The 15375-nt window shown below is 34.4% G+C and carries 15 protein-coding genes; 11 read left to right on the forward strand and 4 right to left on the reverse strand.

Going from position 1 to position 15375, the window contains the following annotated elements; all coding sequences use genetic code 11:
- Positions 1 to 457 precede the first annotated feature (457 nt).
- Complete coding sequence (gene ahcY, locus AC061C_RS13895; protein WP_478291661.1) at positions 458 to 1774, reverse strand: adenosylhomocysteinase; 1317 nt, start codon at positions 1772 to 1774, stop codon at positions 458 to 460.
- A gap of 251 nt (positions 1775 to 2025) precedes the next feature.
- On the opposite strand from ahcY, the gene AC061C_RS13900 reads away from it, so the two are divergent.
- The 6 genes from AC061C_RS13900 to AC061C_RS13925 all read left to right on the forward strand — a co-directional run bounded on the left by AC061C_RS13900 (position 2026) and on the right by AC061C_RS13925 (position 9183).
- Entirely contained in the window at positions 2026 to 2667 is a 642-nt protein-coding gene (locus AC061C_RS13900) for a 4'-phosphopantetheinyl transferase family protein (protein ID WP_478291662.1), read from the forward strand.
- Between the two features lie 37 nt (positions 2668 to 2704).
- On the forward strand, positions 2705 to 3427 hold the full coding sequence (locus tag AC061C_RS13905) for a geranylgeranylglyceryl/heptaprenylglyceryl phosphate synthase (RefSeq protein WP_478291663.1): 723 nt from the start codon (positions 2705 to 2707) through the stop codon (positions 3425 to 3427).
- Between the two features lie 210 nt (positions 3428 to 3637).
- On the forward strand, positions 3638 to 4267 hold the full coding sequence (gene pnuC / locus AC061C_RS13910; protein ID WP_478291664.1) for a nicotinamide riboside transporter PnuC: 630 nt from the start codon (positions 3638 to 3640) through the stop codon (positions 4265 to 4267).
- Positions 4222 to 6345: a DUF4301 family protein gene (locus tag AC061C_RS13915; RefSeq protein WP_478291665.1), complete on the forward strand. Its 2124-nt coding sequence runs from the start codon at positions 4222 to 4224 to the stop codon at positions 6343 to 6345. The genes pnuC and AC061C_RS13915 overlap by 46 nt, the downstream gene beginning before the upstream one ends.
- Positions 6345 to 6746: an alternative ribosome rescue aminoacyl-tRNA hydrolase ArfB gene (arfB, locus tag AC061C_RS13920; protein ID WP_478291666.1), complete on the forward strand. Its 402-nt coding sequence runs from the start codon at positions 6345 to 6347 to the stop codon at positions 6744 to 6746. Before AC061C_RS13915 ends, arfB begins: the two co-directional genes overlap by 1 nt.
- Before the next feature lie 238 nt (positions 6747 to 6984).
- Positions 6985 to 9183 carry a TonB-dependent receptor gene (locus AC061C_RS13925; RefSeq protein ID WP_478291667.1) on the forward strand — a complete coding sequence of 733 codons (2199 nt, stop codon included), beginning with the start codon at positions 6985 to 6987 and terminating at the stop codon, positions 9181 to 9183.
- A gap of 58 nt (positions 9184 to 9241) precedes the next feature.
- On the opposite strand, the gene AC061C_RS13930 is transcribed toward AC061C_RS13925, so the two are convergent.
- Positions 9242 to 9655, reverse strand: coding sequence for a Rieske (2Fe-2S) protein (locus AC061C_RS13930; RefSeq protein ID WP_478291668.1), 414 nt, complete (start codon positions 9653 to 9655; stop codon positions 9242 to 9244).
- A gap of 159 nt (positions 9656 to 9814) precedes the next feature.
- On the opposite strand from AC061C_RS13930, the gene greA reads away from it, so the two are divergent.
- The 3 genes from greA (at position 9815) to AC061C_RS13945 (ending at position 12006) form a co-directional block, all read left to right on the forward strand.
- Positions 9815 to 10291, forward strand: coding sequence for a transcription elongation factor GreA (gene greA, locus AC061C_RS13935; RefSeq protein ID WP_309757065.1), 477 nt, complete (start codon positions 9815 to 9817; stop codon positions 10289 to 10291).
- Positions 10292 to 10352: 61 nt separating this feature from the next.
- Entirely contained in the window at positions 10353 to 10742 is a 390-nt protein-coding gene (locus AC061C_RS13940) for an HIT family protein (RefSeq protein WP_478291669.1), read from the forward strand.
- A 91-nt stretch (positions 10743 to 10833) separates the two neighbouring features.
- The gene (locus AC061C_RS13945) at positions 10834 to 12006 is read left to right on the forward strand and encodes a transglutaminase domain-containing protein (RefSeq protein WP_478291670.1); all 1173 of its coding nucleotides are present in this window, start codon (positions 10834 to 10836) and stop codon (positions 12004 to 12006) included.
- Here the strand turns inward: AC061C_RS13945 and AC061C_RS13950 are convergent.
- Both AC061C_RS13950 and AC061C_RS13955 read right to left on the reverse strand, forming a co-directional pair.
- Positions 12003 to 13151, reverse strand: a complete 1149-nt coding sequence (locus tag AC061C_RS13950; RefSeq protein WP_478291671.1) for a sensor histidine kinase — start codon at positions 13149 to 13151, stop codon at positions 12003 to 12005. The genes AC061C_RS13945 and AC061C_RS13950 overlap by 4 nt on opposite strands.
- Positions 13152 to 13276: 125 nt before the next feature.
- Positions 13277 to 14089, reverse strand: a complete 813-nt coding sequence (locus AC061C_RS13955; RefSeq protein WP_478291672.1) for a CPBP family intramembrane glutamic endopeptidase — start codon at positions 14087 to 14089, stop codon at positions 13277 to 13279.
- Between the two features lie 265 nt (positions 14090 to 14354).
- Between AC061C_RS13955 and AC061C_RS13960 the strand changes: the two genes are divergently transcribed.
- A complete protein-coding gene (locus AC061C_RS13960) occupies positions 14355 to 15236 on the forward strand; it encodes a flavin reductase family protein (protein WP_478291673.1) in 882 nt (293 codons plus the stop codon).
- A gap of 24 nt (positions 15237 to 15260) precedes the next feature.
- The coding region (locus AC061C_RS13965; protein ID WP_478291674.1) for a DUF3127 domain-containing protein at positions 15261 to 15375 on the forward strand (115 nt) is incomplete at its 3' end.

The following is a 15375-nucleotide window of genomic DNA, read 5'->3' on the forward strand; positions in this document are numbered from 1 at the left end:
TTTTCTTCCAAAAGAAAAGAGATAACAAATCTTATGTTTCTATCCTTCCATTTGAAGTTGAAGCATAATTGATTTTCTCAATTCATTAAAAAGCCCGTTTCGATTTATTTCGAAACGGGTTTTTTTGTTTACTCACCTATCCCGAAGTCTCGGGACTCTCTGAAGGAGCGGGAGCCGATAGGAGAAACAATTAGATAAAAGTTCGATAATCCAAGTTATTAGTCCCTAAAAGTCTAGTAGTCTAATTGTAAATATGACCCGCATGAGGGATAGCAGCGGCATCCTTTTATGAAGCGCAGCGCAATAAAAGATACAGCGAATAGCCCGACCCGCAGTTGCGAGGAGGAACGACGAAGCAATCTGAAGGGTCATGCCCAAAAACAAAAAACCCTCGCATCTCTGCAAGGGTTTCTCTATAAATAATTTTAGCTAATCACTAAGGACTAGTTACTAAAATCTAGTATCTGTAATATTCTGGTTTGAATGGTCCAGCAACTTCAACACCAATATAAGCTGCTTGATCATCACGTAAAGTTTCCAATTCAACACCTAATTTAGCTAAGTGTAAGAATGCTACTTTTTCATCTAAATGCTTCGGTAACATGTATACTTCATTTTTGTATGAAGCACTATTTTTCCACAATTCGATTTGAGCTAAAGTTTGGTTTGTAAACGAGTTACTCATTACAAAACTTGGATGTCCAGTTGCACAACCTAAGTTTACTAAACGACCTTCGGCTAAAACCAAAATATCATTTCCAGCAATGGTATACTTGTCAACTTGTGGTTTGATCTCTACTTTAGATACACCATGATTTTTATTTAACCACGCCATGTCTATTTCGTTATCAAAGTGACCGATGTTACAAACGATAGTTTTATCTTTCATTTTCTCGAAGTGAGAACCTAGAACGATGTCTTTGTTTCCAGTAGTTGTAATAATAATATCAGCTGTTGCAATAACAGTATCTAATTTTTTAACTTCAAAACCGTCCATTGCAGCTTGTAGCGCACAAATTGGATCAATTTCAGTAACTGTAACGATAGATCCAGCACCTCTAAATGAAGCGGCAGTTCCTTTACCTACATCACCGTAACCACAAACGATTACTCTTTTTGCTGCCAACATTACATCAGTTGCACGACGAACTGCATCAACTGCACTTTCCTTACAACCGTATTTGTTATCAAATTTTGATTTAGTCACAGAGTCATTTACGTTTATTGCAGGCAAATGCAAAGTTCCTTCTTTCATACGCTCGTATAAACGGTGAACTCCTGTTGTAGTCTCTTCAGATAAACCTTTGATTCCAGGAATTAATTCTGGGTAGCGGTCAAAAACCATGTTGGTTAAATCTCCACCATCATCAAGAATCATGTTCAATGGTTTTCTATCTTCACCAAAGAATAATGTTTGCTCAATACACCAGTCAAAATCTTCTTCGTTCAATCCTTTCCAAGCATAAACCTGAATTCCAGCAGCAGCAATTGCAGCAGCAGCTTGATCTTGAGTAGAGAAAATGTTACAAGAAGACCAAGTAACTTCGGCTCCAAGAGCGATCAATGTTTCGATCAAAACCGCAGTTTGGATTGTCATGTGCAAACATCCTGCAATACGAGAACCTGCAAGCGGTTGTTCGTCTTTATATTCAGCACGAAGCGCCATTAGACCTGGCATTTCAGCTTCAGCTAGTTCAATTTCTTTTCTTCCCCAAGCCGCTAGAGAAATGTCTTTTACTTTGAAAGCCACAAAAGGCATAGTTGTAGTACTCATTTATAGTATATTTGTATTGTAAATTTTTTGCAAATTTACGGAATAACTTTAGAATTTTACTGTTTTCCAGAAGATTTATGAATTGTTTAATTCGCTAATCTTTTGAACATTAACTAAATAATTTCTTTAAGCTGAACTTATTTCAGTTTCTGGAGCTATTTCCCGCTTTTTGTTGCAATCTTTTTATTTTTAAAGAAAAAATAAAAAGGATTTCCACTTCAATCGGGGCTAAAAATCAAGATCATAACACGATGCCGCTTTACAAAACGAAACATTTCTCCCGAAGCGAAGGGAACACTACCCAAATCCTCGTTTGGAAAGTAACCGAGTCCTATGCAGAATTAGTAGACCAAGTGGTCTTAAACGACAGCAACCGCATTCGCCTAAACGGAATGAAATCTGAAATGCACCAACGCGCCTTTCTTAGTGTACGTATGTTATTGCAGGAAACGGGTCATGCCGATTTAGATTTGTATTACGATGAATTTGGTAAACCGCATTTACAAGGCGAGAAGCACATTTCGATAACGCATTCCCATAATTTTTCGGCAATTAGTATCAGCGATGAAGCCGTAGGAATCGACATCGAATTGCAAAGAGACAAAATCATTCGTATTGCTGATAAATTCTGTGATTCAGAATTTCAATATTTGAATACGGATAGTGACGAATATATTAGGATATTAACGGTTATTTGGGGAGCCAAGGAAGCCATTTTTAAAATTAGAAACGAAAAAGGAATCAGTTTCAAAGATCATATAAGGGTCGAGGAGTTTCATGTAAACAGTAAACTAACCACTGCCAAACTTCATTTTAATAATTTAGTTAAAAATTTCAATATTCATTTTGAAGAAATAGAGGATTTTACGTTAGTTTACGCTTTCGAAAATTAAAAACAAACTGCAAGTTTGCGAATTCGTGGTAAAAAGTATGACAAATATTTACAAAGACATTTTAAAGGCAAAAAGCGAGCAATCAAAATTACTCGCCATTCTTCTTGATCCTGACAAAGTAGTTTTGGAGACTTTATCCGATCTAATTTTAAAAATAAATCAATCTCCTGCAAGTCATATTTTTATTGGCGGAAGCCAAGTTACAACTACTATTATTGATCAATTAGTTGCGCAAATTAAGCAAAACTCTAATTTACCAATCGTTTTATTCCCAGGCAATCCATCTCAAATTTCAGATGAAGCAGATGCAATTTTGTTTTTATCATTAATTTCAGGAAGAAATCCTGATTATTTGATAGAACATCAAGTAAATGCTGTTCCAATACTGAAACGAACAGATTTAGAAATTATCTCTACAGGATATATTTTGATAGAAAGTGGAACTGAAACCGCCGTTGAACGCATTAGTAAAACCCAGCCTTTAAATCGTGATGATATCGATTACGTTGTTCAAACCGCACAAGCTGGTGAAATGTTAGGCAATAAGTTAATTTATCTCGAGGCGGGAAGCGGAGCAAAACAGGCAGTACCGTTAGGAATGATTAAAAAAGTAGCTCAAAATATTGAGATTCCGTTACTAGTAGGTGGCGGAATTGTAGATTTGCAGGGCATTCAAGATGCGTATCATGCAGGAGCCGATTTAGTGGTTATTGGAACCGCTTTTGAAAACAACACTAATTTTTTTAATGACAGACATTAGTTTTATTTGGCATCTCGAGCGTAATGTCATTAAGTAAGTGTTTATTTGTCATTCCGACGAAGGAGGAATCTCTGTTTTTTGCGCACGTTTGTTGCGATTCTTCCTTCGTCGGAATGGCACAATCATGAGGATTATTCCTTAACTTAATGACATTGATTCCGTGAGCATTCGTGGGACAAGGACGTAAATTTACAAACCTAAAATATTTCAATGATAGAATACTTTTTTTCTCAGTATAAAGATTACCCAACCCTAGATATTGTTCTAGAAATCGTGGCTGTTATTTTTGGTTTACTGAGTGTTTGGTATGCCAAAAAAGATAATATTTTGGTTTTTCCAACAGGATTGGTTAGCACATCGATCTTTGTCTATTTATTGTGGAAATGGACTTTGTGGGGCGATATGATGATCAACGGATATTATTTTGTGATGAGTATTTATGGCTGGTACCACTGGACTCGGAAAAAAGGAGATACAATTGAGTTTCCAATTTCAAAAATTTCCAGCGCCGAAAAACGAATTGCGATAATTCTTTTTATATTTACGGTAGCCTTTGTGGTTTCGGTATATCATTATTTCGGAAAATTTACCACTTGGTATGCTTATGTAGATACATTTATTACAGGAATTTTCTTTGTAGGAATGTGGCTCATGGCCAAAAGAAAAGTCGAAAACTGGATATTTTGGATAATTGGAGATGTAATTTCAATTCCACTATATTTTTCAAAAGGATTTACCTTCACTAGTTTTCAATACATAGTATTTACAATTGTTGCCATTTTTGGCTATTTAGAATGGAAGAAAACCTTAGACAGCTCCCAAACGGAACTACAAAAATAATTAAAATTGCTCTATTTGGTCCCGAAAGTACGGGAAAAACCACATTAGCCAGGCAGCTTGCGGAGTATTATAAAACCGAATGGGTTCCAGAATACGCACGTGAATATCTTCAAAAAAAATGGGATAAAAACCAGCAAATATGTACTGTTGATGATATGTTGCCGATTGCTTATGGCCAAACCAAATTAGAAAATGAAAGCACTTCAATTGCTAATAAATATCTTTTTTGTGATACAAATTTATTAGTCACCAAAGTTTTTTCGGAGGTGTATTATAATTTTTGTGATCCTATATTGGATCAAGCGGCTCGGGAACACGAGTATGACCTATTTTTTCTAACGGATATTGATGTTCCATGGGAAAAAGACGATTTACGAGATGGTCCTGACCAGAGAGAGTCTGTATTTGCAATTTTCAAGCAATCCTTACTTGACAATAACAAGCCATTTGTAATTCTTTCAGGGGATAAAAATTTACGATTCAAGAAAGCAATCGCAATCATTGAGGATTTGTCAAAAGCGACAGAAATGGGATTTTCATCACTTGATTTCGTGCAAATTTATGACAAAGGAGTTTCATTACATAACATTGAACAACAGCTTAATTTTTTTAGAAACGGAATTGCAAAAAGTAATTTAGTAGCGCCAGCCACATTACTCAATGGAATTTTAGAACTATCAGAAAATGATTTTCAAGAAAAGGCATTTTTTTTTGATGAAAATAAAGACAGTTTTAAGTTAGAGAAATTTGTTCCAGCATCTGGGGCGGCGAGTAGGATGTTTAAATTTTTGATCGCTTTTTTGAATGATTTTGACATTGAGAAAGAAAGTATTAATGCTTACATCAATAAGAAAAAAGATACCGAATTGTCTGTTTTTATAGTAGGTTTAGAAAAATTCCCTTTTTTTAAGATCATTGATGACAAATTAAAAGAAGTGTTTTCTGATTTTCATTCTCTTGACCGAGACAGAATGAATTACTATTTTATAAAATTACTTTTAGCAAAAGATCACTTTGATTTTGGGAATAAACCTAAGGGGGCGCTTCCTTTTCATAATTATCAAAACCGATTAGTAACTCCTGTTGAGGAGCATCTTCAAGAGTGTATTTATTATGCGAGTTCAAACAACAGTTCGAATTTGCATTTTACAATGTCTGAAGCTCATTTAGGTCAGTTTGAAACTATAATTAATGCCATTAAAGGTGCTGTCGAATGTGACTCTGAAACAATAATAAATGTAAGTTATTCATTTCAAAATAAGAATACAGATACCCTTGCAGTTGATGCGGACAATAATCCATTCCGAGATGAAAATGGGAACTTGTTTTTTAGACCAGGAGGTCATGGCGCTTTGCTTGAAAATTTAAATAACCTTGATGCTGATATTGTATTTATCAAAAATATCGATAATGTAATTCAAAATAAAATCGAAAAAACGGCTCGTTATAAAAAAGCATTAGCCGGAATCTTGATAGAATCTCAGTGCCAAATTTTTAAGTACCTACATGCAATCGAAGCTGAAGAGGTTCGTGAAGAATCTATAGATGAAATAGTACTTTTTTTAGAGAAAAAACTGAACTTTAAAATTCTAGATGCTTTTTACCAATTTAGTTTTGAAAACAAAATTATAGAATTAAAAGCTCTTTTAGACAAACCGATTAGAGTTTGTGGAATGGTAAAAAATGAAGGGGAAGCAGGCGGAGGTCCGTTTTGGGTAAAAGATAAAGATCAAGCGATTTCATTACAAATCGTAGAAAGTTCACAGGTTGATTTGTCTGATGAAAATCAAAAAAATATTCTGAACGCATCGACTCATTTTAATCCAGTTGACTTAGTTTGCGGTATAAAAAATTATAAAAATGAGAAGTTTGATTTGGCACAATTTGTCGATCATAACAGTGGTTTTATTGTAGAGAAAACAACATTAGGAAAAACAGTAAAATCATACGAATTACCGGGCTTATGGAATGGAGCTATGGCAAACTGGATTACAATATTTGTCCAAGTTCCTTTAATCACTTTCAATCCTGTAAAAAGCGTAAATGATTTATTGAAAGCAGCGCATCAGCCGAAATAATGGAAAAGGAAAAAATCATATCAGAGCTGAGTTTTAAAGCCGTCCGAAGTAGTGGAGCCGGTGGTCAGAATGTCAATAAAGTGTCCTCGAAAGTAGTATTGACTTTTGATTTAAAAAATTCTCAGGCATTAAACGAAGAGGAGAAATTTTTGGTTGAAACCAAGTTAGCATCTAGATTGACTACTGATGCAGTATTAATATTGAATTGTGATGAAGACCGAAGCCAAATTAGAAATAAAGAAATTGTTATCAAACGATTTCTAACACTTATAAAAGATGCGTTGTTCATTCCCAAAGAACGTAAACCTACCAGAATTCCGAAATCGGTGATAAGGAAGCGAATCAAGGACAAAAAGAGCATTTCTGAAGTCAAGAAAAATCGTAGAAAACCCGATTTTTAAAATTTATTACAATTCGTAATTTATAATTCACAATTTATAATTAGTTTTGCGCTGTCTCAAAGGGGTGCTCTAAATAACGAGCTGAGATTATACCCAAAGAACCTGGACAAGTAATGTTGTCAAGGGAAATAATGACAAAATAATAGCGTTTACTCTACTTTATTTGTCATAGGAAGCAATCATTTTTTTTATTTAACAACAAGAATAATTCCCCCTTTTATTCGTAACATTTTTACGAATGAATACCTTATTTTTTAAGAATGGCTTAAAGGCAAAGACTAAAAGTCAAACTAAATTTGTACGAGTATCAGTATTACTTTGCTCGCTTCACTTTTCACTTTTCACATTTTCACAGGTTAAAGACACTACAAAATTGAATCAGTTAGATGAAGTTTTGGTCTCGGCAGTTCGTGTCACTGCAAAAATCCCAGTCAGTTTTAGCAATTTGGGCAAAAAGGAAATCAAGTTTCGCAATTTGGGACAGGATATCCCGATTTTGATGAATTATTTGCCATCAGTTGTGACTACTTCTGATGCCGGAAATGGTGTAGGCTACACGGGAATTCGAGTGCGTGGTAGTGACGCTACTCGTGTGAACGTGACCATCAACGGAATTCCGTATAACGATTCTGAAAGTCACGGTACGTATTGGGTAAACATGCCAGATTTTGCTTCTTCTGTAGAGAGTTTGCAATTGCAGCGCGGTGTGGGAACTTCTACAAATGGCGCGGGTGCTTTTGGCGCAAGCCTGAACATGCTAACAGATAATTATGCTGCCCAAAGTACGGGAGAAATATCCAACTCTTTTGGAAGCTTCGATACTCGAAAGCATACCGTAAAATTCAGTACCGGTTTAATGAATGACCATTTTGAAATCGCAGGACGTTTATCGGCGATCCAATCAGACGGATTTGTTGATCGCGGTGCTTCTGATTTGAAATCATATTTTCTGCAGGGAACGTATGTAGGCAAAACTACATTGATAAAAGCACTCGTTTTTGGTGGAAATGAAAAAACATATCAGTCGTGGAATGGTATAGATGGCGAGACCTTGAATACCAATCGCAGGTTTAATTCTATCGGTCAGAAATATGATGATGCTGGTAATCAAGAGGGTTTTTATGAAAATCAAACTGATAATTATCAACAAGATCATTATCAGTTACACTGGAATGAAAGATGGTCGGATAACTGGAGTTCTAATTTTGCCTTGCATTATACCAAAGGTAAAGGTTATTATGAAGAATATGCAGATGATTGGTATTTTAAGAATGTATTGTTTAGTGATGAAACCTCATTTAGTTTTTTAGGATATACTCCAATAACGGTCGATGGGAAACAAGTTAATTCTACTGATTTAATTCGTCAAAAATGGTTGGATAATGATTTTTACGGAACCACATTTTCAGCGAACTATAAGGATGCTAAATTAGATTTTATTTTTGGTGGAGGCTGGAATAAGTATGAAGGAAGCCATTTTGGTAAAGTCATTTGGGCGCGATTTGCATCTCAAAGTGAGCTTGGAGACAAATATTATGACGATTATGCCGTAAAAATAGATGGGAATATTTTTGCCAAAGCCAATTATCAAATTACTGATAAATTAAGTTTGTTTGGAGATTTACAATTTCGTTCTGTAAACTATCAAGCAGATGGCGTTCAAGCCAATTCTGTAGATGATACCTTTAATTTCTTTAATCCAAAGACGGGATTAACGTATGATATTGATACTAATAATGCCTTATATTTTTCCTATGCCAGAGCGAATAGAGAACCAAACAGAACGGATTATGAAGGCGGAAACGTTAAGCCAGAAAAGTTGAATGACTTTGAATTGGGCTGGAGGTATTTGGCTGAGAAAGTACAATTCAACTCAAATGTGTATTATATGGCCTATAAAGATCAATTGATTTTGACAGGTAATCTCGATGATGTAGGTGCGCCAATACGTTCCAATAGCGAGAAAAGCTACCGTTTAGGACTGGAAGTAGATGCTACAATAGCGCTAACAGATCAGTTAATTATCCGTCCTAATTTTACTTTGAGTGCTAATAAAAATAGGGATTTAGCTGTTGAAGGAAAGGATTACGGCACTACAGATATCGCGTATTCACCATCGATTATTGCAGGAAATATTCTAGTCTACACACCTATTGAAAGCTTGCATATTTCATGGTTGCAAAAATTTGTAGGCGAGCAATACATGAATAACATCGAATTGCCAGCAGCAAAATTGGCAGATTATTTTGTGAATGATTTAAATGTTGCCTACACTTTTAAACCCAAATCAATTTTCAAAGAAATAATTGTAACGGGTCTTGTAAACAATTTTTTAGATAAAAAATATGTTTCAAATGGCTACATGTATGATATCTATCCGTACTATTACCCACAAGCGGGAATTAATTTCTTAGCAGGAGTAACGTTGAGGTTTTAGTGATTTATTTTAGTTATATTGTGAAAAGTCCTGATGGTAAAACATCAGGATTTTTTGTTTAATTATAAACCCGTAGCGTAGTTCCATTTACCTGAACCCGATATTGTTTCATAGGATATTGTAATTTCCCCTGCCCGCTAAACAAACTGTATTCTTCAGTATCACAATCACAGAGAGCATTAATTCCTTTAATGGTCATAGTCGAACACGCACTTATGGCTTGGTTAGGACAAGCAGCATCAAAGGCATTATAGCCACTACCGGTATTAAAAACAATAATTCCTCGAGCACCAACACCTGGATAATAAATAGCATTGCTAGCATATTGTAGGTTAGAGTAGGCAGGCAAATTCATATTGATGTCTACTGTAAAAGTATAATTCGGCACAAATGGATTTGTATTATCAAAACCAGAATCACTGCATGAAAAAAAGAAAGGAATTATAACGGAAAGCAGTAGGTATTTTTTCATTTTAAAATAGTGTCAAAGTATTAGTGAAACAAATTTAATTTATTTAACTTTGAATTATATATGATTAACATATATTTATAGTCAAAAAAATAGTAGTATCTTAGTGGAAAGAAATCCCGTCCCGATGGGATTTTTTCTATTTATATAAATGATGAAGTTATGAGTACAGTATCGTATTACACCGCAGAAGGGTTAAAGAAATTAAGAGAAGAATTAGATTATTTAAAAAGCGTAATGCGTCCTAAAGCATCTGCAGATATAGCCGAAGCGAGAGATAAAGGAGATTTGTCTGAGAATGCTGAATATGATGCTGCTAAAGAAGCACAAGGAATGCTAGAAATGCGCATTGCAAAATTAGAGGAAGTACATTCTAATGCAAGATTAATAGATGAAACGCATTTGGATCTTTCTAAAGTTTTGGTGTTGTCTAACGTGAAAATCAAAAATCAAACCAACGGTATGGAAATGACATACACCTTGGTAGCAGAGAGCGAAGCCGATTTGAAAACCGGAAAAATTTCAGTAACTTCTCCAATTGGGAAAGGGTTATTAGGAAAATCAGTAGGCGAATTTGCCGAAATCACGGTGCCTAATGGCGTTTTGAAATTCGAAATTTTAGAAATATCTCGTGATTAATTTCAATAATTAGGTCGTACCGAACGCAGTTTAAAAGTTTTTAATTTTTTAAAATAGTAGAATGAGCAGCATATTCACAAAAATCGTTAACAAAGAAATCCCATGCTACAAAATTGCAGAGGATGAAAATTTCTTAGCTTTTTTGGATGTAAATCCAAATGCGAAAGGGCATACGCTTTGCATTCCAAAACAAGAAATCAATAAGATTTTTGAGATGGAAGACGATTTGTATTTGGGACTGATGCAGTTTTCTAAAAAAATTGCGGTGGCTTTAGAGAAAACAGTGCCGTGTAAAAGAATTGGAATGTCAGTTATTGGATTGGAGGTTCCGCATGCGCATGTACATTTGATTCCTTTGAATGACATGGATGAAATGCGTTTTCAAAATAAAGTAGTGTTGACTCAGGATGAATTTGAAACTTTGGCAGCTGGTATTGCAGCCAACATTTAATTTTCATAATAAAATAAATTGGTACAGTTTTAGTTTAAAAGGGAAGAGGTGAAAGCCTTTTCCCTTTTTATTTTTAGCTTAGATTTTTATTATGAAAAACATTTGTTTAGTACTTTTTTTCTCTTTCTCTCTTCTTGGTTTTGGACAGGTCAATACTGGATATCCTCTGGTAGATGCTAAAATGGCAGCTATTCCAAGTGCTTCAGCAAGCTCAACGGATGCCATTGCAAATTATATCAATGCTAATTTCAAAACAGAAACTGACAAAATCAGAGCTGTTTTTTATTGGACGGCATCAAATATCAGCTATGATGTACCAGGAATGTTTGATTTGAATGTTATTGAAACAGTTCCAGAAAAAATTGCCAAAACGTTAAAAAGGAGAAAAGGAGTTTGTGCTCATTATGCTGTCGTTTTTAATGATCTTGCTCAAAAAGTGGGAATTCAGTCTTTTATTATAGAAGGGTACACCAAACAGTTCGGAAAAGTGAGTAGTTTGGCCCATGCGTGGATAGCTGCAAAAATTAACAACAAGTGGTATGTGTTTGATCCTACTTGGGGCGCTGGTTACGTAAATAATGGAAAATTCTTTAAAAAACTGAACAACAGCTATTTTAAAGTAGCTCCATCTGTGAGCATCGCATCACATATGCCGTTTGATTATTTGTGGCAATTTTCGAATTATCCTATTTCGAATAATGACTTTTATGAAGGTAAAATTCAAATGAATAAAACTAAGAAATACTTCGATTTCGAAAAAGAAATCAATATTTATCTCACACTTTCAGAAGAAGATCAGTTATTCACATCAGCTGAAAGAATAGCAAAAAATGGTTTAAAAAATGCCATGATTGTGGAGCGTTACGAAGATAAAAAGCAACATTTGACTTTTTTGCGATACAATACAAATATCGAAAAATTGAATGCTGTAGTGCGAGAATTGAATGAAGCGGTAGTCTTGCTAAATGATTTTATTCATTACCGAAACAATAAATTCAAGCCTGCTTTCTCAGATGAGGAGACTAGCCGAATGATTGAAATACCAAAGGCTAAATTAACGAAATGTCATAATGATATTTACAGTATTGGTTCTGTTGGGGATCAAAACGCAGCGAATGTAGCATCGATTAAAAAATCAATAGGAGCTGCTTTGGCGCAAGCCGAAGAACATTCGTTGTTTGTAAAAAATTATTTGAGTAAGTCTAAAATAGTTAGGAAAACGATGTTCTCGAAAATTACTTGGTTGGGAATTCCTTTGGGTTAAACTACTTTTTTAAAACTAACCTGCATTGTTGTTCCTTTTCCAATCTCAGAATTCAGTACTTTGATTGTTCCATTGTGGTATTCCTCAACAATTCTTTTTGACAACGATAAACCCAATCCCCAACCGCGTTTTTTTGTAGTAAAACCGGGTTCGAAAATACTTTTGAATTGACTTTTTTGAATTCCGCTTCCCGTATCGGAAACATTTATTTTTACAGATGCACCTTCTTGCTCGATTTGAAGTGCTAATTTTCCTTTTCCTTTCATCGCATCTATGGCGTTTTTTACTAAATTTTCAATGGTCCAGCTGTGTAATGTTGGGTTCAAGGAAACCCAAATTGGGGTTTGTGGTGCTTGGAACGAAAATTCAATTTGTTTGGAGAATCGAGATTGTAGATAGTCAAAAGATTGAAAAGTTTCGGCAACGATATCTTTATTTTCTAATTTTGGCTCTGAGCCAATTTTAGAAAAACGATCGGTTATGGTTTGCAAGCGCTCAATATCTTTTTCAATTTCAAATGTGGTGCTTTCGTCTATATTTTCAGTTTTTAAGAGTTCTACCCAGCCAATCAATGAAGAGAGCGGAGTTCCAATCTGGTGGGCAGTTTCCTTGGCCATACCAGCCCAAAGTTTGTTTTGTGTAGCAATTTTTGTACTGCGATAAAAATTATAAACTAATCCACCAAAAAGCACAATAATAAGTAGTAATGCAAGAGGGTAATATTTTAATTTGTTGAGCAAGGCAGAATTACCATAATATAAATTCTGAAATTTTCCAGGTACATACTCAATCACAATGGGTTCGTTTTCGTTTTTTAATTTGGATAAAAAAACATGGGCTTTGCGATCATTTTTTACAATGGCATCGTCAATATTTACTGTATTGATAATGCGCTTATTCTCCGTTACTATGATGGGAATAGATGTGTTGTTGCTAAATATTAGAAGCGGCAGTTCCACATCGGTATTTTCATCGGCATTGTTAAGTGTTTTTTGAGCTTTTGCCCAAAGATTCATTTTTAATCGTTCTTCATTTTTGAAGATCTGAAAAAAAGTATAGGTGTTCCAAAGAATTAATAAAATGATAAAAAAAGATGCAAAAATAATAGCCCAGCGGGTGTTAATTCTTCTTTCGGAAAACTGCATAAATATATTTTAGAGGTATAAATGTAACGAAATATAAGCACTTATATTTTAGTTTTTACCAAAGAATTTTTAATTAAAGAAATGACCACTTTATTTTATTCTAGTGTTATGTGTAGCTATTTTTTTTACTTTTTCCGAAATTCTTTGTCAAGTAGATAAATAGAACTTAGTGCTATGGTTATTGCTACAGTTAATATTATAATTAGGTTTGTCGTTCCTCCATATAATTCAGTTAATGAGTACTCGCTTGTTGATTTAGTTAAATTCACATCTCTTGATCTAAAATATTGGCCAAGAAAGGCTAGGAAATTATTAGTCATGTGTATAATAATGGATAGAGTTAATTTGTTTGTTTTAAAATAAACCCAACCGGATAAACTGCCAAGGATAAAAGCCACTATAAACTGCCTAGGATTCAAATGAACTAGACCAAAAAGCAAACTTGAAATAATTATTGACTTTAGTGGAGAGTAGCTTTTTAAAAGTCCATTTAGAATAATTCCTCTAAATATCAATTCTTCAAAAATAGGAGCTGCAATAACTATGGTAATAAATGAATACACAACCGTGCTACTTCCATCGTCGAGAAGTATCTTTTTCATATAGTCTGGCATTGTGATTTGGCTAGTAATAGGAACTATTATTCCTATTTCAATTGCAACTGTCGCAAAGAAAAGCAGTAAAATAATCTTTATCGAACCAATTCCAAAATCATAATTACTCGTCTCTTGTCTATTTATCCTTTTAAGATGAATAATAACAAAAGTAACCCCCATTGTCAGAACATAAGAAATTAAGGAGGTAAGTTCTTTTCCTAAAGTTGTTTCAAATGGTGTTACTATAATACTAAATAACAATTGAAATAATATTATTGTTCCTATCACTCTCCAACTTTCTCGAATATTGGGATAACTTTCTTCATTACTTATTTCTGCCATTTTTTTTTTTTATATTCTGTAACTAACGATAGTATATTTGTTGTGGAAAACTCTGTTCCAAAATCTCTAATAAAATTTCGAAACGGAGACCGTTAAATTAGTGTGCGTAAATTTAAAGAAATAAATGCTTTACTATTTTAGTTTTTACCAAAGAATTTTCTCTCAAAGAAATCACATTCTAATTTTATTCTAAATCTTTTGTCTTACTTCTTAAACTTAATTGATTTGTCTACTTTTGTATTCCACAGTATTAAATTATTAAGATATGATAACTATTGATCCTAAAAGTATTGAAACAGCAAAATTACAAGGGTATTTACAAAGTTCCGTCGGACCTAGGCCTATTGCTTTTGCTAGTACGATGGATGCAGCGGGAAATGCGAATGTTTCTCCGTTTAGTTTCTTTAATGTATTTAGTGCTAATCCTCCTATTTTGATATTTTCGCCTGCGAGACGCGTTCGCGATAATTCGATAAAACACACACTGATTAATGTAGAAGCAACTGGGGAAGTAGTCATTAATGTTGTGAATTATGACATGGTGCAACAGATTTCTTTGGCCAGTACAGAATATGCAGATGGAGTAGATGAGTTCGTAAAATCAGGCTTAACACCTGTAGCTTCAGAGGTGGTAAAACCGTATAGAGTAAAAGAATCACCAGTGCAATTTGAATGCAAAGTCACTCAGATTATTCCGCTAGGTACAGAAGGTGGAGCTGGGAATTTAGTGCTTTGCGAAGTGCTTCGAATTCACATAGATGAATCGGTTTTAGACGAGAAGGGTGCGATAGATCAGTATAAAATCGACTTGGTTTCTAGATTGGGTGGTAATTGGTATTCAAGATCCAATCAAGGCCTTTTTGAAGTGCCAAAACCACTATCGACATTAGGAATTGGAGTAGATGCAATTCCGACTTTCATCAAAGAAAGTCCCATTTTTGATGGAAATGATTTAGGGATTTTAGGAAATGTAGAAGCCTTGCCTACAACCGAAGAAGTTAGTATATTTGTAAAACAAAATTTTGCAGTAAAAGGAGTTTTAAGTGCTGATGATGCCGAAAAAGTGCATCTGGAAGCCAAAAAATATTTAAATGCTAACGATGTTTCCTCGGCCTGGAAGGTACTTTTGGCGGAAAGAAAAAAATAGAACAAAACAATTAAAATAGAGAAGATGGAAGTTACAGGAAAAATTAAAATGATCGATCAAACGAAAGAAGTTGGATCTGGCGGTTTCAAAAAAAGAGATGTTGTAGTAACAACAGATGAGCAATATCCACAACACATTT

This window comes from Flavobacterium sp. GNP010 (genome assembly GCF_056428945.1).